At 72.2% G+C, this 18,804-nt stretch carries 19 protein-coding genes, 2 tRNA genes and 1 pseudogene; 5 read left to right on the top strand and 17 right to left on the bottom strand.

Going from position 1 to position 18,804, the window contains the following annotated elements:
• Positions 1–615: pseudogene (locus tag EHS43_RS15370) on the top strand (MFS transporter); the annotation flags it as partial.
• A gap of 96 nt (positions 616–711) precedes the next feature.
• Here the strand turns inward: EHS43_RS15370 and EHS43_RS15365 are convergent.
• The 5 genes from EHS43_RS15365 to EHS43_RS15345 are packed head-to-tail and all read right to left on the bottom strand — an operon-like array spanning position 712 to position 6,813.
• Entirely contained in the window at positions 712–1,701 is a 990-nt protein-coding gene (locus EHS43_RS15365) for an adenosine deaminase (RefSeq protein ID WP_125191337.1), read from the bottom strand.
• Between the two features lie 20 nt (positions 1,702–1,721).
• Positions 1,722–2,627, bottom strand: coding sequence for a ribonuclease Z (locus tag EHS43_RS15360; RefSeq protein ID WP_125191336.1), 906 nt, complete (start codon positions 2,625–2,627; stop codon positions 1,722–1,724).
• A gap of 6 nt (positions 2,628–2,633) precedes the next feature.
• Positions 2,634–2,987, bottom strand: coding sequence for a histidine triad nucleotide-binding protein (locus EHS43_RS15355; protein ID WP_125191335.1), 354 nt, complete (start codon positions 2,985–2,987; stop codon positions 2,634–2,636).
• Positions 2,988–3,018: 31 nt separating this feature from the next.
• Positions 3,019–6,234 (bottom strand): S41 family peptidase, encoded by a 3,216-nt coding sequence (locus EHS43_RS15350; protein ID WP_125191334.1) that lies wholly within the window; start codon positions 6,232–6,234, stop codon positions 3,019–3,021.
• Between the two features lie 45 nt (positions 6,235–6,279).
• On the bottom strand, positions 6,280–6,813 hold the full coding sequence (locus tag EHS43_RS15345; RefSeq protein ID WP_125191333.1) for a hypothetical protein: 534 nt from the start codon (positions 6,811–6,813) through the stop codon (positions 6,280–6,282).
• Between the two features lie 81 nt (positions 6,814–6,894).
• Here EHS43_RS15345 and EHS43_RS15340 point away from each other — a divergent pair, with 81 nt between their 5' ends.
• Complete coding sequence (locus EHS43_RS15340) at positions 6,895–7,284, top strand: hypothetical protein (protein WP_125191332.1); 390 nt, start codon at positions 6,895–6,897, stop codon at positions 7,282–7,284.
• Here the strand turns inward: EHS43_RS15340 and EHS43_RS15335 are convergent.
• The 5 genes from EHS43_RS15335 to hrcA all read right to left on the bottom strand — a co-directional run bounded on the left by EHS43_RS15335 (position 7,226) and on the right by hrcA (position 11,780).
• Positions 7,226–7,618 (bottom strand): VOC family protein, encoded by a 393-nt coding sequence (locus EHS43_RS15335; RefSeq protein ID WP_125191331.1) that lies wholly within the window; start codon positions 7,616–7,618, stop codon positions 7,226–7,228. The genes EHS43_RS15340 and EHS43_RS15335 overlap by 59 nt on opposite strands.
• A gap of 16 nt (positions 7,619–7,634) precedes the next feature.
• The gene (locus EHS43_RS15330; RefSeq protein WP_125191330.1) at positions 7,635–8,384 is read right to left on the bottom strand and encodes a 16S rRNA (uracil(1498)-N(3))-methyltransferase; all 750 of its coding nucleotides are present in this window, start codon (positions 8,382–8,384) and stop codon (positions 7,635–7,637) included.
• Complete coding sequence (locus tag EHS43_RS15325; RefSeq protein ID WP_125191329.1) at positions 8,381–9,457, bottom strand: nitronate monooxygenase; 1,077 nt, start codon at positions 9,455–9,457, stop codon at positions 8,381–8,383. Before EHS43_RS15325 ends, EHS43_RS15330 begins: the two co-directional genes overlap by 4 nt.
• Before the next feature lie 166 nt (positions 9,458–9,623).
• Positions 9,624–10,763: a molecular chaperone DnaJ gene (gene dnaJ / locus EHS43_RS15320; protein WP_125191328.1), complete on the bottom strand. Its 1,140-nt coding sequence runs from the start codon at positions 10,761–10,763 to the stop codon at positions 9,624–9,626.
• The gene (hrcA, locus tag EHS43_RS15315; RefSeq protein ID WP_125191327.1) at positions 10,764–11,780 is read right to left on the bottom strand and encodes a heat-inducible transcriptional repressor HrcA; all 1,017 of its coding nucleotides are present in this window, start codon (positions 11,778–11,780) and stop codon (positions 10,764–10,766) included.
• A 150-nt stretch (positions 11,781–11,930) separates the two neighbouring features.
• Between hrcA and EHS43_RS15310 the strand changes: the two genes are divergently transcribed.
• Entirely contained in the window at positions 11,931–12,659 is a 729-nt protein-coding gene (locus EHS43_RS15310; protein WP_125191326.1) for an MBL fold metallo-hydrolase, read from the top strand.
• Positions 12,660–12,693: 34 nt separating this feature from the next.
• Positions 12,694–13,500 (top strand): DUF3097 domain-containing protein, encoded by an 807-nt coding sequence (locus EHS43_RS15305; protein WP_125191325.1) that lies wholly within the window; start codon positions 12,694–12,696, stop codon positions 13,498–13,500.
• A gap of 118 nt (positions 13,501–13,618) precedes the next feature.
• Here the strand turns inward: EHS43_RS15305 and EHS43_RS15300 are convergent, their stop codons facing one another.
• The 7 genes from EHS43_RS15300 to EHS43_RS15270 all read right to left on the bottom strand — a co-directional run bounded on the left by EHS43_RS15300 (position 13,619) and on the right by EHS43_RS15270 (position 17,319).
• Positions 13,619–15,085 (bottom strand): MFS transporter, encoded by a 1,467-nt coding sequence (locus tag EHS43_RS15300; RefSeq protein ID WP_125191324.1) that lies wholly within the window; start codon positions 15,083–15,085, stop codon positions 13,619–13,621.
• Positions 15,086–15,179: 94 nt separating this feature from the next.
• On the bottom strand, positions 15,180–15,749 hold the full coding sequence (locus EHS43_RS15295; RefSeq protein ID WP_185806262.1) for a TetR/AcrR family transcriptional regulator: 570 nt from the start codon (positions 15,747–15,749) through the stop codon (positions 15,180–15,182).
• A 122-nt stretch (positions 15,750–15,871) separates the two neighbouring features.
• A complete protein-coding gene (locus EHS43_RS15290; protein ID WP_125191322.1) occupies positions 15,872–16,300 on the bottom strand; it encodes a MaoC family dehydratase in 429 nt (142 codons plus the stop codon).
• Between the two features lie 8 nt (positions 16,301–16,308).
• A complete protein-coding gene (locus tag EHS43_RS15285) occupies positions 16,309–16,761 on the bottom strand; it encodes a MaoC family dehydratase N-terminal domain-containing protein (RefSeq protein WP_125191321.1) in 453 nt (150 codons plus the stop codon).
• 113 nt (positions 16,762–16,874) lie between these two features.
• Positions 16,875–17,039, bottom strand: coding sequence for a 50S ribosomal protein L33 (rpmG, locus tag EHS43_RS15280; protein WP_018834916.1), 165 nt, complete (start codon positions 17,037–17,039; stop codon positions 16,875–16,877).
• Between the two features lie 88 nt (positions 17,040–17,127).
• Positions 17,128–17,200 (bottom strand) — tRNA-Met (locus EHS43_RS15275).
• A gap of 46 nt (positions 17,201–17,246) precedes the next feature.
• Positions 17,247–17,319 (bottom strand) — tRNA-Thr (locus EHS43_RS15270).
• A 255-nt stretch (positions 17,320–17,574) separates the two neighbouring features.
• On the opposite strand from EHS43_RS15270, the gene EHS43_RS15265 reads away from it, so the two are divergent.
• A partial coding sequence (locus tag EHS43_RS15265; RefSeq protein ID WP_125191320.1) for a hydrolase occupies positions 17,575–18,804 on the top strand: 1,230 nt, incomplete at its 3' end.

Genomic DNA, 18,804 nt, shown 5'->3' with positions numbered 1-18,804 from the left:
CTCCCCCACCTGCGGGCCGGCCTCCTCCTCGCCGCCACCCTCCCCTGCTGGTCGCTCGCCCAGAACGCCCTCTGGGGCGTCAGCGGTCGCATCGGGCTCACCCAGGCCCACCTCTCCGAGGCGACGGTCGGCGCGGTCTTCGCGATCGCGCTCGGCGCGGGCCTGCTGGGCGTCGTCGGCGCGGGCGCCCTCGGCCCCCGGCTCGGCCGCGCGCTCCCCATCGGCGGCGGCACGGTCCTCATCGCCGTGTGCATCACCCTCAGCGCCTCGGCAACCGACCTCACGTCCTTCGCGACGGGCGAGATCGCGTGGAACACGCTCTACCCGATCGTCCTGTCGTACGTCATCGGCCTGGCCGCCTCCCTGGACCCCCGCGGCCGCTGGGCGGTCCTGGTCGGCTCGGCGTCGTCCCTGGGCACGGCGGCGGGCCCCCTGACCGGCAGCCTCCTCGCCTCCCAGGCGGGCTTCCCGGCCATGGGCACGGTCCTGGCAGCGGGCCTGCTCCTGATCGCGGTCCCGATGACGGCGGTGGCGCTGGGCGCGGGCAGGCGCACGCTCCCGGTGGTGGAGATCCAGGTGGAGACCCAGGCCTACGACAAGGCGACGGCTGCGTGAGCGCTGGCGGCCTTCAGGGGCGCGGGACTGTGTCGATGTGCGGCTCCGCCTCGTGGGCGCGACAAGCCCCCGCGCACCCGCACCCGACAACGCACCTCAGAACGCGTACGCGTCGACTTCCGCCAGATACCGAGCCCGCAGCTCCTCATCGTGCTCCAGGAAGGACGCGAGGAAGGAGTTGCGGGCAAGCTCCCGAAGCCGTTCCTCGCCCAGCCCCAGAGTCCTCTGAACGGCCTCGAAGTTGTCCCCCGCGTACCCGCCGAAATAAGCCGGGTCGTCGGAGTTCACCGTGCACATCAGCCCAGCGTCCATCATCGCCGGCAACGGATGATCGCCCAGCACGCCGACCGTACGGAGCCGCACGTTGGACAGGGGGCACAAGGTCAGCGGAACCCGGTCCCGCACGAGCCGCTCCACCAGCTCCGGCGACTCCACGCACCGCAGCCCGTGGTCGATCCGCTCCACCCCGAGCACGTCCAGCGCCTCGACGATGTACTCCGGCGGCCCCTCCTCCCCCGCGTGCGCCACCCGCCGCAGCCCCAGCGCGGCGGCGGCCTCGTACACCTCGCGGAACTTCACCGGCGGATGCCCGACCTCGGCGGAGTCGAGCCCGACACCCACGATCCGGTCGAGATACGGCTTCGCGGCCTCAAGGGTCTCCAGCGCCGACTCCGCGGACTCGTCCCGCAGGAAGCACATGATCAGCTGAGTGGAGACCCCGTGGTGCTCCGAGCTGCGGCCCAGCGCCCGCCACAGACCCTCCACCACGGTCCCCATCCCCACGCCCCGCGCGAGGTGCGCCTGCGGGTCGAAGAAGATCTCCGCGTGCCGCACCCCCTGCGCGGCGGCCCGGGCGAGGTAGGCGTTCGCCAGGTCCTCGAAGTCCCGCTCGGTGCGCAGGACGGCCATGAGCTCGTAGTACAGGTTCAGAAAGGACTGGAGGTCCTCGAAGTCGTACGCCTTGCGGAGCTCGTCCGTGGAGGCGTACGGCAGCTCGACGCCGTTGCGCGCGGCCAGCTCGAAAGCCAGCTCCGGCTCCAGGGTGCCTTCGATGTGCAGGTGCAGTTCAGCTTTGGGGAGGGGCATCAGAGCATCGTACGACCGGTTTACCGCCGTTTCGGAACCGGGACCCGCAGCAGGTCGTGGGCCACGGTCAGCTCGCCCTCGTACCCGGCGGCCCGCGCCTGCCGTTCGAACTCCTCCGGATCGGAGTAGCGCTGGCTGAAGTGGGTGAGCACGAGATGCCGTACGCCGGCGTCACGGGCCACGGCCGCGGCCTGACCGGCGGTCAGGTGGCCGTGCTCCACGGCGAGTTGCTCGTCCTCGTCGAGGAAGGTCGACTCGATGACGAGCAGGTCGCAGCCGTCCGCGAGGGCGTGGACGCCGTCGCAGAGGCGGGTGTCCATGACGAACGCGAACCGCTGGCCCCGGCGGATCTCGCTGACGTCGTCGAGCAGGACGCCGTCCAGGGAGCCCTCCCGCTGGATCCGTCCGACGTCGGGCCCCTTGATGCCGTGCGCGGCGAGGCGGTCCGGGAGCATGCGGCGGCCGTCGGGTTCGGTGAGGCGGTAGCCGTAGGACTCGACGGGGTGCGACAGCCTGTGGGCCTCCAGCGTGTAGCCGCCGGTCCGGGCGAGCACCCCGTCGGCCGCGACCGGCGCCTCGGTGAGCTGGACCGTCTCCCGGTAGGCCGTCGCGTACCGCAGGCGGTCGAAGAACCGCTGCCCCGACTTCGGGTAGTGGGCGGTGACCTGGTGCGGGACCCGGTCGAGGTTGATGCGCTGGATCACGCCCGCGAGGCCGAGGCTGTGGTCGCCGTGGAAGTGGGTGACACAGATCCGGTTCAGGTCGTGGGCGGCGACCCCGGCACGCAGCATCTGGCGCTGGGTGCCCTCGCCGGGGTCGAAGAGGATGCCCTCGCCGTCCCAGCGCAGCAGGTAGCCGTTGTGGTTGCGGTGTCTGGTGGGGACCTGGCTGGCCGTGCCGAGGACGACCAGCTCACGTACGGACACGGTGTGTCAGCCGGGGGGCCACTGGAGGCCGCGGCCGCCCATCACATGGGCGTGGGCGTGCCAGACGGTCTGTCCGGCGCCGGAGCCCGTGTTGAAGACGGTGCGGTAGCTCTCCAGCTTCTCCTGTTCCGCGACGGCCTGGGTCGCTTCGAGGACGTCCGCGGCGAGCTGCGGTTCCGCGGCGGCGAGGGCGGCGGCGGTCTCGTAGTGCGCCTTGGGGATCACCAGGACGTGGGTGGGGGCCTGGGGGTTTATGTCCCGGAAGGCGACGGTCGTCTCCGATTCGCGGACGATCGTCGCCGGGATCTGGCCCGCCACGATCTTGCAGAACAGGCAGTCGCCCTGGGGTTCCCCTGGCATGAGGTTCCTTCCGTAGAGGTCCTGAGGCATCTTAACGAGGCAGGCCCGGCGGGATCTTCGCCGGAGCGCTCTCCAGCGCCTCCAGCGCGATCCGCACCGCCTCGTCCAGCTGCACGTCCCGGCCCGCCGCGTGGTCCTGCGGCCGCTGTACGACCTCCACGTCCGGGTCGACCCCGTGGTTCTCAACGCCCCACTCGTACCCCTCCAGCCAGAAGGCGTACTTCGGCTGGGTGATCAGGGTGCCGTCCACCAGCCGGTACCGGCTGTCGATCCCGATGACCCCGCCCCAGGTGCGGGTGCCGACGACGGGGCCGATGCCCAGCGCCTTGATCGCCGCGTTGACGATGTCGCCGTCCGAGCCGGAGAACTCGTTGGCCACCGCGACGACGGGACCGCGCGGCGCGTCCCTCGGGTAGCTGTACGCGCGCATCCCGCGCGGCAGCGCCCAGCCGACGATCCGGCGGGCCAGTTTCTCGACGACCAGCTGGGAGGTGTGGCCGCCGCGGTTCTCGCGCACGTCGACCACCAGCCCCTCGCGGGCCACCTCGACCCGCAGGTCGCGGTGGATCTGGGCCCAGCCCGGGGCCTGCATGTCCGGCACGTGCAGATACCCGAGGCGCCCGCCCGACTTCTCGTGGACGTAGGCGCGGCGGTCGGCGACCCAGGCGTGGTAGCGCAGGGGCTCCTCGTCGGAGACGGGGACGACCACGGCGTGGCGGAGGTCGCCGCCGCCGGCCGGGGAGACGGTGAGTTCGATGGGCCGGCCCGCGGTGCCGACGAGGAGCGGGCCGGGGCCGGTGACCGGGTCGACCGGCCGGCCGCCCACGGCCACGATCGCGTCCCCGGCGCGGATCGCCACGCCGGGTGCGGCGAGCGGGGAGCGGGCGTCCGGATCGGAGGTCTCGGTCGGCAGGATGCGGTCGATGCGCCACTGCGGCGACCCGTGCGGGCCGTCCTCGTGGCGGGAGATGTCGGCGCCGAGCAGTCCCTGGCGGGGTCCGTGCCCGTGGCCGCCGCGGGGGGTGACGTAGGCGTGGGAGGTGCCCAGTTCGCCGTGCACCTCCCAGAGCAGGTCGACGAGGTCGTCGTGGGTGGCCAGGCGGTCCAGGACCGGGCGGTAGCGGTCGAGGACGCCCTGCCAGTCGACGCCGCTCATGTCGGGCCGCCAGAAGTGGTCCCGCATGATGCGGCCGGTCTCCTCGTACATCTGCCGCCACTCGGCCGACGGGTCGACGGTCTGCCGGACGCGGCCGAGGTCGACGGAGATGTTGGTGTCGCTGTCGTCGTCGTTCGAGGCACGGCGGTCGCTCGGTACGACCTTGAGGCGGCCGTCGGTCCACAGCAGCACCCGCTTGCCGTCGCCGCTGACGGCGAAGTGGTCGGCGTCGGCGGCGAGGTGTTCCAGGCGCTGCTGGGCGAGGTCGTAGCGCTGGAGGTCGGTCTTGGGGTCGGGGTCGTCCGGGGTGGCCCGGGAGGAACCGAGGACGCCCTGGACGGGGTGGCGCAGCCACAGCACGCCGTCCTTGGCCGCGCGCAGGTTGGAGTAGCGGCCGGCCTCCACGGGGAAGGGCACGATCCGGTCGGCGAGGCCTTCCAGGTCGATCCGGGTGGCCGGGGTGCCCTCGCTGTCGGGGGTCTCGTCCTTGTCCGGGGCCTCGAAGGGGCGGCCGTGGCGCTGCGGGCCGAAGGGGGACGGGGTGGTCGCGGCGAGGGTGATCAGGTGCGGACGGTCGCCGACGACGAACGCGAGGTCGAAGACGTGCTCGTCGTAGACCGGGTCGAAGGAGCGGTTGGAGAGGAAGGCCAGGTGCTTGCCGTCGAGGGTGAAGGCGGGGGCGTAGTCCTGGAAGCGCAGCGGGGTGGCCTCGGTGACCGACAGGTCGGTGGTGTTGGCGAGGCGGAGCTGGCACAGCGGCTCGGGCCCGGGGTGCGACCAGGCGAGCCAGGCCGAGTCGGGCGAGAAGGTCAGTCCCCGTACGTCGCCGTCCTCGCTGCGGTCGACCTCGCGGACCTCGCCGGTCTCCCGCTCGACGAGCAGGACGCGGCCGTCGTGCGCGGCCACGGCGGCCCGGCTGCCGTCGGGAGCCATGGCGAGTCCGAGGACCCGGCCGAGCCGGCCCGCGGCGAGGCGGCGCGGGGTGGCGCCGGGGGCGAGTCCGGTGGCGGGCGCGAACTCCAGGGCGTCGTCGCCCTCGGCGTCCGTCACCCACACCACCCACTCCTCGCCCTCGGTGCGGAAGGTGCGCGGCAGCCGGGCCCGGACGCCGGGTTCGGCGGCGAGCGTGCGGGCGGGGCCGGAGCGGTGGGTGACCCAGTGGACGGCGCCGCGCACGGCGACCGCGCTGCCGCGCCCCGTGTGGTCGGGGGCGGCCGAGCCGAACCAGCGGGAGGCGTCCACCGGGAACGGCTGCCGGTCGGCGCGCTGCCCGCCGAGCCGGACCTCCAGGCGGCGTGGTTCGGCGCCGTCGAGGTCGTCGAGGATCCACAGCTCGCCGGCCGAGGTGTACACGACGCGGGTGCCGTCACCGGACGCGTGGCGGGCGTAGTAGCCGTCGAGTGGAGTGTGGCGGCGCAGGTCGGAGCCGTCGGCGAGGGAGGAGTAGACGGCCCCGGTGCCCTCGTGGTCGGAGAGGAAGGCGATCCGGTCGCCCGCCCACACCGGGTACTCCAGGTTCCCGTCCAGGTCCTCGTGCAGCCGGACGAACTCGCCGTCGCCCTCGCGGTCGATCCACAGCTTCCCGGCCGTGCCGCCCCGGTACCGCTTCCACCAGGCGGCCTCCCGGCCCATGGGCGCGGAGAGGAGCACGGTCGCCGGGCCGTGGGCGACATGGCCGACGGGGCCGTACGGCAGGGTGGTGCCGGGTCCGCCGTCGAGCGGGACGGTCCGCGCCCAGCTGCGGCGCAGGCTCGCCTGGCCGTGGGTGGTGATCGCGAGGATCTCGCCGTCCGGGGTCCAGCCGCGCACCTGGGTGCGGGCGCTGCCCCAGTGGGTCAGCCGCCTGGACGGTCCGCCGTCGACCGGGGCGACGTGCACCTCGGGGGCGCCGTCGCGGGCGGAGGTCCAGGCGACGGTGGTGCCGTCGGGCGAGATCCGGGGGTGGGTGACCGGGACGTTGTCCGCGCTGACCCGCCAGGCGCGCCCGCCGTCGAGCGGCGCGAGCCACACGTCGTCCTCGGCGGTGAAGGCCACCAACTCGCCCTGCAGATGCGGAAACCGGAGATATGCAGACGTCGCAGGCTGTGTCACCCGATCACCCTATGCACGCCCGGTCCCCGTGCACAGGGGTTTCGATCACTTGCCGTCGGGCCAGCACTGCGGGTCGTTCTGGCACCAGATCGTCCGGGTGACGGTCACGGTGACGGTGGGGCCGGGCTGTCCCGGGTTGTCGACCGGGGGCGTGGGCGTGGCGTTGCAGTCGCCGAGGCCCTCCACGTGGAACCACTGCCTGCCGCCCACGGTGGCGGTGAGATCCCCGCGCACGCACGCGCCGCTGACGGTCCGGGTCACCTTGCCCTTGACGGTGATGTCCTTGCCGTCCCGCGTCTTGCCGTCGCAGTCGACGGTGGCCACGGTGTTCACACTGGCGCTCGGCGTCCGGTCGCCGTTGTCGTACGAGGCCGTGCAGGTCAGCCAACTCACGTCGGCCTTCTGCCGGTTCAGCTCCTTGGTGGCCAGCTGGTCGGTGGTGTAGGAGACGGTCGCGGAGCTGACCGCACCGGCGGGATCGCAGGCGGCGACCCCGCCCACGGCCAGCACGACACCCCCGGCCACACCCGCAACCCGCACCCCGCGCGGCCGACGCACGTTCCGCCTCAACGCCACCATGAAGGGCAGCCTGCCACTGTCCGGCCCCGGCGGGTAGGGCGCATACGGACACCTGCGCGCCGGTCGGGCTAGCGTGGGGGGATGCGCGGACGCGGGGCGGTGAGAAGGCTCGTCGTGGACGGCCGTACTTGCCTGTGGAGCCTGAGACACAAGCACCGGGGCGATGACGTCTGCCGCGACGTGCTCCATCTGGTCCTGGACGGGGTCCGCACCCGGATCGTCTTCCGGGCGGGCGACGGCCGCGGGATCTCCTGCTGCCACGCGCGCGACGGGTTCGTGGCGACGGGACCGGGCCGGGTGCTCCACCTGAACGAGCCCGGTACCGTACGCCGTCTCCTCGACGAAGTGGCGAACCGTGAACTCCTCGCCAAGGGCGGGGAGTTGGACGGCTGGGAGCTGTTCGACGCGGTGCTCAGCCGCGCAGCAGCAGCCACTCCTGGAGCTCCACCAGGTTGCCCTCCGGGTCCTTGAGGTGGGCGACGCGCATGCGGTCCGTCATGGGGGCGGGGCCCTGCAGGAGGGTCGCGCCGCGGGCGGTGATCTGCTCGCAGTAGGCGTCCAGGTCGTCGACGCGGAGCACCGCCAGGGAGCGGTGACCGTCGGCCGGGTCGCCCAGCTCGTCCAGCACGCGGGCCATCATCGCGCGGTCCTGGAGCGCGATGCCCGCCGAACCGGTGGCGGGGCTGAACTTCTCGTACGGCCCGTTCGTCGCCCCCGACTGGGGCTTGAGGCCGAGGACCTCGGCGTAGAAGCGGTAGCAGGCGGCGAAGTCGGTGACGAGCAGGCGCACTTGGGCGAGTTCCACGGCGTTCTCCCAGAGGTCAGGACCAGCGGCCGGTGCGGCCGAGGAGCAGGGCGGCCGCCGCGGTCCCGGCGGTCGAGGTCCGCAGCACGGTCGGCCCGAGGACGTAGGCGCGCGCGCCCGCCTCCTCGAAGAGCGCCAACTCGTCCTTGGCGACACCTCCTTCGGGGCCGACGACCAGCACGATCTCGCCCTCGTCGGGGAGTTCGGCACCGGCCAGCGGCTCGCTGCCGCGTTCGAAGTCGGAGTGGAGCACGGCGGCGAAGTCGGCTTTGGCGAGAAGTGCGGCAACCTGTTTGGTCGTTGCCGCGTCCGCGACCTCCGGGAAGCGCACCCGGCGGGACTGCTTGCCGGCCTCGCGGGCGGTGGCCCGCCACTTGGCGAGCGCCTTCAGACCCCGGTCGCCCTTCCACTGGGTGATGCAGCGGGCCGCCTGCCAGGGCACGACGGCGTCGACGCCGACCTCGGTCATGGTCTCGACGGCGAGCTCACCGCGGTCGCCCTTGGGAAGCGCCTGGACGACGGTGATGCGGGGCTGCGCCTGCGGCTCCTCGCTCACCGAGTCGAGCTGGACGACCAGCCGGTCCTTGCCCTCGGCGGCGAGCACCACGCAGTCGGCCCAGCGTCCGGCGCCGTCGGTGAGGATGACGTCCTCGCCGGGCTGGAGCCGCTTCACGGAGACGGCGTGGCGCCCTTCGGGGCCGTCGAGGACGTAGCGTCCGCCGCCGCCCGCGTCGAAGTGCTCGACCACGAACACCGGTGCCGTCATCGCAGATCTCCCTTGTCCGACAACGCTGTCCTGGCGGCCTCCAGTTCGGCCGCGAGTATCTCCACCAGGCGCCCCGCGGGCAGTTCGCGTGCCATCCGGTGCCCCTGGCCCGCCCACAGCGCCATGCCCTGGGCGTCACCGGCCTTGGCGGCGGCCTTGCGGAGCGGGGCGGTCAGGTGGTGGACCTCGGGGTAGGCGGCGGGGGCGTACGGGCCGTGCTCGCGCAGGAAGCGGTTGACCAGGGCGCGGGCCGGTCTGCCGGAGAAGGCGCGGGTCAACTCGGTGCGGACGTGGAGCGGGTTGGTGAGCGCCTGCTTGTGCACGTCGGGGGCGCCGGACTCGGGTGTGGCGAGGAATGCCGTGCCGAGCTGGGCCGCGCTCGCGCCGGCGGCGAGGACGGCGGCGATCTGGCTGCCGCGCATGATGCCGCCGGCGGCGACGATCGGGAGGGTGACCGTCTCACGGATCTGGGCGACCAGGGAGAGCAGTCCGAGGCCGGAGCCGTCCTGCTCGGGGAGGTCGCGGTGGGTGCCCTGGTGGCCGCCGGCCTCGACGCCCTGCGCGATGACCGCGTCGGCGCCCGCGTACTGCACGGCGAGGGCCTCTTCGGGGGTGGTCGCGGTGACGAGGGTGAAGGTGCCGGCGCGCCGCAGCGACTCCAGGGCGTCGCCGCTCGGGACGCCGAAGTGGAAGGAGACCACCGGCACCGGGTTGTCGAGGAGCACGGCGAGCTTGGCGTCGTAACCGTCGTCACGGCCGCTGTCCCGGTCGCCGAGCTCGGTGCCGTACCAGCCGGCCTCCCCGGCCAGCTGGTGGGCGTAGACCTCGACCGCCGCGGGGTCGGCGTACTCGGGCTGCGGCATGAAGAGGTTGACGCCGAAAGGGCGCCCGGTCAGCCCGCGCAGCTGCTTGATCTCCTGGTACATCCCGTCGGCCGTCTTGTACCCGGCGGCGAGGAACCCGAGCCCGCCCGCCTCGGACACGGCGGCGGCGAGCCCCGGCACGGAGACGCCTCCCGCCATGGGGGCCTGCACGATCGGATGCGGGAACAGATCGGTCAGTGCGGAGGACATGACGGCATGTTGTCACGTCCTCCGAACAAGTCCGAATCCGAGCGGGGCACCGCTCACGTACGCCCGTTGAACGCGTCCTTCAACCGCGAGAACAACCCCTGCTGCCCCGGCTGACTGTGCCTGCCCGGGGGACGACCCCCGGACCCCCGGCAGTCGCCCCCACCGCTCACGTACGCCCGTTGAACGCGTCCTTCAACCGCGAGAACAACCCCTGCTGCCCCGGCTGGAACTGCCCCGTGGGACGTTCCTCGCCGCGGAGTTTGGCCAGCTCGCGCAGGAGGCGTTCCTGCTCCGGGTCCAGCTTGGTCGGGGTCTGGACCTCGACGTGGACGATGAGGTCGCCCCGGCCGCCGCCGCGCAGGTGGGTGACGCCCCGGTTGTGGAGCGGGATCGACTGGCCGGACTGGGTGCCCGGGCGGATGTCGACCTCCTCCATGCCGTCGAGGGTCTCCAGCGGGACCTTGGTGCCGAGGGACGCCGCGGTCATCGGGATGGTGACCGTGCAGTGCAGGTCGTCACCGCGCCGCTGGAACATCGGGTGCGGGAGTTCGTGGATCTCGACGTAGAGGTCACCGGCAGGACCGCCGCCGGGACCGACCTCGCCCTCACCCGCGAGCTGGATCCGCGTGCCGTTGTCCACGCCGGCCGGGATCTTCACGGTCAGCGTGCGGCGCGAGCGGACCCGGCCGTCGCCGGCGCACTCCGGGCACGGCGTCGGGACGACGGTGCCGAAGCCCTGGCACTGCGGGCACGGGCGGGACGTCATGACCTGGCCGAGGAAGGACCGGGTCACCTGCGAGACCTCACCGCGTCCGCGGCACATGTCACACGTCTGCGCGGAGGTCCCCGGCGCCGCGCCCTCACCGTTGCAGGTGGTGCACACGATCGCCGTGTCGACCTGGATGTCCTTCGTGGTGCCGAAGGCCGCCTCGTCGAGCTCGATCTCCAGCCGGATCATCGCGTCCTGGCCGCGCCGGGTCCGCGAGCGCGGACCCCGCTGCGAGGCCGTACCGAAGAACGCGTCCATGATGTCCGAGAAGTTCCCGAACCCACCGGCGCCGAAGCCGCCCGCGCCACCGCCGCCGGCCTGCGAGAGCGGGTCGCCGCCGAGGTCGTAGACCTGCTTCTTCTGCGGGTCCGACAAGACCTCGTAGGCGGCGTTGATCTCCTTGAACCGCTCCTGGGTCTTCGGATCCGGGTTGACGTCCGGGTGCAGCTCGCGCGCGAGCCTGCGGAACGCCTTCTTGATCTCATCCTGCGACGCGTCGCGGCGCACGCCGAGAACGGCGTAGTAGTCCGTGGCCACTTACGACTCCGCCAGGATCTGTCCGACGTACCGTGCCACTGCGCGTACCGCTCCCATCGTTCCCGGGTAATCCATGCGGGTCGGTCCGACCACGCCGAGCTTGGCGACTGCCTCGCCGCCCGAACCGTAGCCGACCGACACCACCGAAGTGGAGTTGAGTCCCTCGTAGGCGTTCTCATGACCGATGCGTACGGTCATGCCCGAATCCCCGGCCTCCCCAAGCAACTTGAGGAGCACGACCTGTTCCTCCAGCGCTTCCAGGACGGGCCGGATCGTGAGGGGAAAGTCATGTCCGAAGCGGGTGAGATTGGCGGTGCCGCCGATCATCAGCCGCTCCTCGTTCTCCTCGACGAGCGTCTCCAGGAGAGTGGAGAGCACTGTCGAGACGGTACCCCGGTCCTCGACGTCGAAGCCTTCGGGCAGGTCCTCGACCAGCCGGGGCACGTCGGCGAAGCGCCGACCCGCGACCCGGCTGTTCAGGCGCGCCCGCAGATCGGCCAGCGAGGCCTCCCCGAAGGGGGCCGGGCAGTCGACCATGCGCTGCTCGACCCGGCCGGTGTCCGTGATCAGGACCAGCATCACGCGCGCGGGGGCGAGCGAGAGCAGCTCCACGTGCCGCACGGTCGAGCGGGTGAGCGAGGGGTACTGCACGACGGCGACCTGCCGGGTCAGCTGCGCGAGCAGCCGCACCGTCCGCGCCACGACGTCGTCGAGGTCCACGGCGCCGTCGAGGAAGTTCTGGATCGCGCGCCGCTCGGGCGCGGTCATCGGCTTGACGCCCGCGAGCTTGTCGACGAACAGCCGGTAGCCCTTGTCGGTCGGGATCCGCCCGGCACTGGTGTGCGGCTGGGCGATGAACCCCTCGTCCTCCAGGACCGCCATGTCGTTGCGGACGGTCGCCGGGGAGACTCCGAGGTTGTGCCGCTCGGTCAGGGCCTTGGACCCGACCGGCTCCTCGGTGCCGACGTAGTCCTGGACGATGGCGCGCAACACCTGAAGCCTGCGTTCACTCAGCATCGCGCGCACCTCCAGAGGTCGTTGCCTTGGCGTCTCGCCTGGCACTCTGTCCGTCCGAGTGCCAACGCTCCCCGGCCAGTGTACGGCGGTGGGGTACTCCCCGGGCAAGGCTGGTCCCGGCGTGACGGGTTGTAGGGCTAGCGTCGCGGTATGACGGTGACTTGGGAAGAGCTCGGCTGGGAGCGGGTCGCGGCCGGGGTGGGGCGGTGCCGGCTGCCCGGCTGGGACTGCACGGCGGGCCTGGTGATCGGCGCGGGCACGGCCCTTCTGGTGGACGCGGGCTCCGGTCTCGCGGAGGGGGCCCGGCTGCGCGCGCAGGCCGAGAAGCTGGCCGGCCATCGTGTGACCCATCTCGCGCTCACCCATCCCCACTTCGACCACGTCTTCGGTGCGGCGGCGTTCGCCGGGGCCGAGGTGTTCGGCGCGGTGGGCGTGCAGACCGTGCTGACGGGGCGGCTCGGCCGCGCGGGGCTGCGGGCGGACGCGGTGGCCGAGGGACTGGACCCGGCGGTCGCCGACGAGGCGGTGGACGCCCTGGTCTCGCCCCGGCACCATGTCTCCGGCGAGTGGACGCTCGACCTCGGCGGCGGTCGCCAGGTCCTGCTGGCGAACGTCGGCCCCGGTCACACGGCCCACGACCTCGCCGTCCTGGTCCCCGGCTCCCCGGAGGTCGTCTTCTGCGGCGACCTGGTCGAGGAGTCCGGCGAACCGCAGGCGGGCCCGGACGCCGTACCGCCGCACTGGCCGGCCGCGCTGGACCGGCTGCTCGATCTCGGCGGCGAGGACGCGCTGTACGTGCCCGGTCACGGAGCGGTGGTGGACGCGGCCTTCGTGCGGGCGCAGCGGGACGCGCTGGCGGCTCGTTTCGGCGTGTCGTGATGATCCCCCGCGCGGTTCTCCTATCGTCATCCGAATGCGCCAGTACTCCGCCGACCTGACTCCTCCGTGGAAGAAGCCCAAGCCGGTTCCGGAGGTGCCCGCCGAGCCCGGCCTGGTGGTCGAGGAGCCGGGCACCGGTTTCTGCGGCGCGGTGATCCGCTGCGAGGCGGGCACGGTGACCCTGGAGGACCGCTTCGGCAAGCACCGGGTCTTCCCGCTGGAGCCCCGCGGTTTCCTCCTGGAGGGCCGGGTGGTGACCCTGGTCCGCCCTTCGGCCGCCTCTCCCGCACGGCCGTCCCGGACCGCGTCCGGCTCGGTGGCCGTCCCCGGCGCACGCGCGCGCGTGGCCCGCGCCGGCCGTATCTACGTCGAGGGCCGCCATGACGCGGAGCTGGTGGAGAAGGTCTGGGGCGACGACCTGCGCATCGAGGGCGTGGTCGTGGAGTACCTGGAGGGCGTGGACGACCTGCCGGCGATCGTGGCCGAGTTCGCGCCGGGTCCGGACGCCCGCCTGGGGGTCCTGGTGGACCACCTGGTCCCCGGCAGCAAGGAGTCCCGTATCGCCGCGTCGGTGACCAGCGAGCACGCCCTGGTGGTCGGCCACCCGTACATCGACATCTGGGAGGCGGTGAAGCCGTCGTCCCTGGGCATCGAGGCGTGGCCCCGGGTCCCGCGCGGCCAGGACTGGAAGACGGGCGTGTGCAGGGCGCTGGGCTGGCCCTCGGAGAACACGGGCGCGGTGTGGCAGGCGATCCTGAAGCGGGTGAACTCGTACAAGGACCTGGAGCCGGAGCTGCTGGGGCGGGTGGAGGAACTGATCGATTTCGTGACGGCGCCTTAGCGGATCCGGGGCGGGTCGCTGAGGCGAGTGCGGCTGCGCGGGACGGGACCGACGGCGGCCCTAACCCACCCAGGGGCGCGGAACTGCGCGACCAGCCCCACGGACCCGCAGTCGCCGCTCAGCCCGCCGCCGGCTCCAGCACCCGCTCCCCCTCGCGAGCCTCCGGCACAACCCCCCGCTTCCGCGAGGGAATGACCAGAGCCGCAGCCCCCGCCAGCGCCACCACCGCCGCCCCGGTGACCAGTGCCGGCCGCAGACCGTCCACGAAGGACTGCCCGCTCGCGTACCCGCCCTGCGAGGAGAAGATCGACGCCATGACGGCGATGCCCAGCGCCCCGCCCACCTCACGCAGTGCGTTGTTCGCCCCGGACGCGATGCCCTGTTCCTTCGGCAGCACGCTCGACATCACCAGGTTGGACGCCGGAGCGAAGAACAGCGCCATGCCGATGCCGCTGAGGATGAGACCGGGCAGTTGCACGGCGTAGGACGCGTCGACCGTGACCACGGACGCCATGTACGCGAGACCCGCCGCCTGGAAGAAGAGCCCCGTGGCCACCACCGGCCGTCCCCCGATGCGGTCGGAGAGGATCCCGGCGATCGGCGCGACGAGCATCGGCATGCCGGTCCAGGGCAGCATCCGCAGGCCCGCCTCGGTGGGCGAGTAGCCGAGGACGCCCTGCATGTACTGGCTGAGCAGGAAGATCGAGCCGAACATGCCGAGGAACATCAGCAGGCTCGCCGCGTTGATCCCGGAGAAGGCCCGGGAGCGGAACAGCCGCATGGGAAGCATCGGGTTCTTGGCCCGCGTGCTGTAGAGGACGAAGGCGGCGAGCAGCGCGGCCCCCGCGAACAAGGCCAGCAGGACGACGGAGTCGGTCCAGCCGTCGGACGGCCCGCGGACCAGGCCGTAGACGATGCCGAAGAGACCGCCGCTGGCGAGGAGCGTGCCGGGGATGTCGAGGCGCGCGCCGGTGCCGTGGGACTCGGCGAGACGCAGGCGGGCGAGCGGCAGCAGGGCGGCACCGAGCGGCACGTTCAGCCAGAAGATCCACTGCCAGGAGATGTGTTCGGTGAGGCTGCCGCCGATGAGAGGCCCGGAGGCGACCGCGAGGCCGTTGACGGCGCCCCAGATGCCGTACGCCATCCCGCGCCGGGCGACGGGCACGGCCGCCGTGAGGAGGGTGAGCGTGAGGGGCATCATGATCGCCGCGCCCACGCCCTGGACCGCGCGGGCGGCGATGAGGGAGTCGATGCCGGGGGCCAGGGCCGCGGCCGCCGACGCGCCGGTGAAGATCGTGAGGCCGGTCAGGAAGAGACGGCGGCGGCCGAACCGGTCGCCGAGGGCCGCGCCGGTCATCAGCAGGACCGCGAAGGTGAGCGTGTAGGCGCTGACGGTCCACTCGAGGTCGTGCAGCGCTCCGCCGAGGTCGTCGCGGATGGAGGGCAGCGCGGTGGTGACGACGAGGTTGTCCAGGGCCGCCATGAATCCGGCGACGCTGGTGATGACGAGGGCCCAGACGGCTCCCCCGCGACGTGCGGTCGGTGCGGCCTGCGGTTCCGGTTGCGTTTGCGTTTGCTGTGACATCGCTCCCCCAGCGGGCGTGATCTTCGATTAGTTATTGATTACTAAGTTCTGTAGGCAGAAAAAGGCGCCAGTGACGCCTCGTCCCTTGCGACCCTCAGTGCTGCGGTCGGCCCTTGTGTCCTGCCGACGGGTCCATGCCCGCCCAGACCCGGTGTCCGGGCGGGAAGCCCATCGCCACCAGGCAGTTGATGAGCATTCCGTGCGCCAGGAAGTCCGTCGTCTCGTGGACGTCGGCGCCGAGCGGCAGATGCACGGTGTCCCACAGCCGCATCCAGCCGGCCCGCACCGTCTCCCCGAACTCGCTGTCGCCCTCCTGCTCGGCGGCCGCAACGGCGACGTACATCTGCATCTGCATCATCAGCCACTCGGGCCGTTCCACGATGACCCGGGTGTAGGCGTCCGCCATGGCATGCAGGGCCTCTTCGCCGTGCAGCCCCTTGGATGCCTCCTCGAAGGTGCGGATGGTGTCCTCCACGCAGCGTTCCGCCGTCGCCAGGAAGATCGCCTTCTTGCCCGGGAAGAGCCGGAAGAGATACGGCTGAGAGACCCCGACGCGCTTGGCGATCGCCTCGGTCGACGTGCCGTGGTAGCCACCGCGGGCGAACTCGGCGGTCGCCGCACGGATGACACTCTCGCGCCTCTCTTCTGCGCTCATCCTGACCATGCGACCAAGTTAGTACTCAATCACTAACATCGCAACAGGTGGACCTGAAAGAACCCCCATGACGTCAGTAAGGAGCGCCCCACCATGGAGAGCGCCCCTTACATCGACAACCGCAACCCGCCTCAGGCCAGTCGTACGACCGCCCGCGACATCCCCAGCACCTTCTGACCGGCGCTGGTCGCCGTGAGGTCGACCCGGACCGTGTTGTCGTCGAGCTTGGCGGCGACCTTGGCGCTGACCTCGATCGTGGCGCCCTGGTCGTCGTTCGGGACGACGACAGGCTTGGTGAAGCGGACGCCGTACTCCTGGACCGCGCCCGGGTCGCCGACCCAGTCGGTGACCACGCGGATCGCCTCGGCCATGGTGAACATGCCGTGCGCGATGACGTCCGGGAGGCCCACCTCCTTGGCGAACCTCTCGTTCCAGTGGATGGGGTTGAAGTCACCGGAGGCACCCGCGTACTGGACGAGGGTGGCGCGGGTCACGGGGAAGGTCTGGGCGGGCAGTTCGGTGCCGACCTCGACGTCGCCGTATGCGATCTTCGCCGTCATCTTCTTCCTCACGCCCCCTCGGCCGCGCGCGCGACGAGCTTGGTCCAGGCGGTCACGACGTGCTCGCCGGCCTCGTCGTGGACCTCGCCGCGGATGTCCAGGATGTCGTTGCCCGCCATGGACTTGATCGCCTCGATGGTGGAGGTGACGGTCAGGCGGTCCCCCGCGCGCACGGGGCGTGCGTAGGCGAACTTCTGGTCGCCGTGCACCACGCGGCTGTAGTCCAGGCCCAGCTGCGGGTCCTGCACGACCTGTCCCGCGGCCTTGAAGGTGATCGAGAACACGAAGGTCGGCGGGGCTACCACATCGGGGTGACCGAGTGCCTTGGCGGCCTGCGGGTCCGTGTACGCGGGGTTGGTGTCCCCCACCGCCTCGGCGAACTCGCGGATCTTCTCCCGGCCCACCTCATAGGGGTCGGTGGGCGGGTAGGTCCGCCCCACGAAGGACTGGTCGAGCGCCATGGGCCTCGGCACCTCCTGGTTGCTCTGCGCTGTCTTACTGACCGGTATGGGGTCTCTCAACGACGCGAGGCCGCCCCCGATCACTCGGGGACGGCCTCGTGTACGAGCCTGATTTATCGCGTTTCGCGGTGCGCGGTGTGCGCGTTGCAACGCGGGCAGTGCTTCTTCATCTCCATTCGATCCGGGTTGTTACGCCGGTTCTTCTTGGTGATGTAGTTCCGCTCCTTGCACTCCACGCAGGCCAGCGTGATCTTCGGGCGGACGTCGGTGGCAGCCACAGGAGTGCTCCTTGACGAACGGATGGGACGATTAACGCATAGAAGAGTAGCCGATCGAAGGACCGACCCCACAATCGGCTACTGTCTGTAGCGGTGACCGGACTTGAACCGGTGACACAGCGATTATGAGCCGCTTGCTCTACCGACTGAGCTACACCGCTGTGATGCGATCCGTTCCCGCCTCGCGACGGGAACCTCACACACCAGAGCCCCAATACGGAATCGAACCGTAGACCTTCTCCTTACCATGGAGACGCTCTGCCGACTGAGCTATTGGGGCGAGCGATGAAGACATTACACGCTCCGCCGCCGTTCGCCCAAATCCGTTTCCCGGCGCCCCGGGTGCCTTGATCGGCACGGTTCCCGCGGGCCCCGACCGCCCCTCCCGCACGGCGGACCACACCGGTACGACTATTGCGCTCCTCCCCGTCACGGGCGCGCCGCCACCCTAGGCTCGACTCACTCTGCGTGATCTTGCGTCCCCTTGCGCGGTTCCGGCGGCTCCGGGCCCCGCAGCCCGAGTCCCTGGAGCGCGATGCCCGACAGCCACCCGCAGCCGCCCCACTCCTCCTCGTCGGGTGCCGCGTCCTCGGGCCGGTCCGAGGGAGCGGGCCTCCTGTTGTGCGGGGCTCGGCTCACCGACGGCAGGACGGTGGACGTACGGCTGGGCGGCGGGCGCATCGAGGCGGTCGGTACGGCCGGGAGCCTGGCCGGGGGCGGCACGCGCGCGTGTGGTGCGCGCGTGGACCTCAGCGGCTATCTGCTCCTGCCGGCCCCCGCCGAGCCGCACGCGCACGGCGACACCGCGCTGTCGGCCGACGCCGAGGGGCCGGTCTCCCCCGATCCCCACGACGTCCAGCGCCGGGCCACGGAGGCCGCTCTCCTCCAGCTCGGACATGGGGCGACCGCTCTGCGGGCACACGTGCGCGTGGGCGACGTCCAGGGACTGGGCGCGCTGGCCGCCGTACTCCAGGCGCGGCGGTCGCTGCACGGACTCACCGAACTGACGGCCGTGGCGATGCCCCGGGTGCTGACCGGGGTGGCCGGGGCGGAGGGACTCGCCATGCTGCGGGACGCCCTGAAGATGGGTGCGTCGGTGGTGGGCGGCTGTCCCGACCTCGACCCGGATCCGACCGGTTACGCGGAGGCGGTCCTGGAGGTCGCTTCCGAGTACGGCTGCCCCGTCGACCTGCACACCGACGCCACCGACCCGGCCCGGCTGGCCCGCCTCGCCGCCATGGCGGGGGGCCTGCGGCCCGGTGTGACCCTCGGCCCGTGCGCGGGCCTCGACCGGCTCCCCGCGGAGACGGTCTCCCGCACCGCCGACCAACTCGCGGCGGCCGGAGTCGCCGTGGTGTGCCTGCCGCAGGGCGGCTGCGCGGGCGTGGACGGGCGGGGCACGGCTCCGGTACGGCTGCTGCGCGCGGCCGGGGTCCGGCTGGCCGCCGGCAGCGGGGCGCTGCGGGACGCCTGCAACCCGGTGGGCCGCGGGGACCCGCTGGAGGCCGCCTACCTGCTCGCCTCCCGGTACGGGCTGCGGCCGGAGGACGCCTACGACGCGGTGAGCACGTCGGCGCGGGCCGTGCTCGGCCTGCCCGAGGTCCGCGTGGAGGCGGGTTTCCCGGCCGAGTTGCTCGCGGTACGCGGCGACCGCCTGGCCGGCGCGCTCTCCCTGGCGTACAGCCGGATCGTGGTGCACCGGGGGCGCGTGGTGGCCCGGACGAGCGCGGTACGCGAGTACTGCAACTCGGCGGTGGCCGGGGAG

It is taken from the genome of Streptomyces sp. RP5T (assembly GCF_003933965.1).
In the GTDB taxonomy this organism is placed as follows: Bacteria; Actinomycetota; Actinomycetes; order Streptomycetales; family Streptomycetaceae; genus Streptomyces.
Note: the sequence above shows the minus strand (reverse complement) of the source record. Positions and strands in the feature narration are given on the sequence as shown.

Excerpts from the sequence above, each read along its gene's own strand:
- EHS43_RS15365 (WP_125191337.1), bottom strand. The coding sequence starts at position 1,701 with ATGCCCCTCCCCAAAGCTGAACTGCACCTGCACATCGAAGGCACCCTG.
- EHS43_RS15355 (WP_125191335.1), bottom strand. The coding sequence starts at position 2,987 with ATGCCAGGGGAACCCCAGGGCGACTGCCTGTTCTGCAAGATCGTGGCG.
- EHS43_RS15345 (WP_125191333.1), bottom strand. The coding sequence starts at position 6,813 with ATGGTGGCGTTGAGGCGGAACGTGCGTCGGCCGCGCGGGGTGCGGGTT.
- EHS43_RS15340 (WP_125191332.1), top strand. The coding sequence starts at position 6,895 with ATGCGCGGACGCGGGGCGGTGAGAAGGCTCGTCGTGGACGGCCGTACT.
- EHS43_RS15330 (WP_125191330.1), bottom strand. The coding sequence starts at position 8,384 with ATGACGGCACCGGTGTTCGTGGTCGAGCACTTCGACGCGGGCGGCGGC.
- EHS43_RS15325 (WP_125191329.1), bottom strand. The coding sequence starts at position 9,457 with ATGTCCTCCGCACTGACCGATCTGTTCCCGCATCCGATCGTGCAGGCC.
- hrcA (WP_125191327.1), bottom strand. The coding sequence starts at position 11,780 with ATGCTGAGTGAACGCAGGCTTCAGGTGTTGCGCGCCATCGTCCAGGAC.
- EHS43_RS15310 (WP_125191326.1), top strand. The coding sequence starts at position 11,931 with ATGACGGTGACTTGGGAAGAGCTCGGCTGGGAGCGGGTCGCGGCCGGG.
- EHS43_RS15305 (WP_125191325.1), top strand. The coding sequence starts at position 12,694 with ATGCGCCAGTACTCCGCCGACCTGACTCCTCCGTGGAAGAAGCCCAAG.
- EHS43_RS15300 (WP_125191324.1), bottom strand. The coding sequence starts at position 15,085 with ATGTCACAGCAAACGCAAACGCAACCGGAACCGCAGGCCGCACCGACC.
- EHS43_RS15295 (WP_185806262.1), bottom strand. The coding sequence starts at position 15,749 with ATGGTCAGGATGAGCGCAGAAGAGAGGCGCGAGAGTGTCATCCGTGCG.
- EHS43_RS15290 (WP_125191322.1), bottom strand. The coding sequence starts at position 16,300 with ATGACGGCGAAGATCGCATACGGCGACGTCGAGGTCGGCACCGAACTG.
- EHS43_RS15285 (WP_125191321.1), bottom strand. The coding sequence starts at position 16,761 with ATGGCGCTCGACCAGTCCTTCGTGGGGCGGACCTACCCGCCCACCGAC.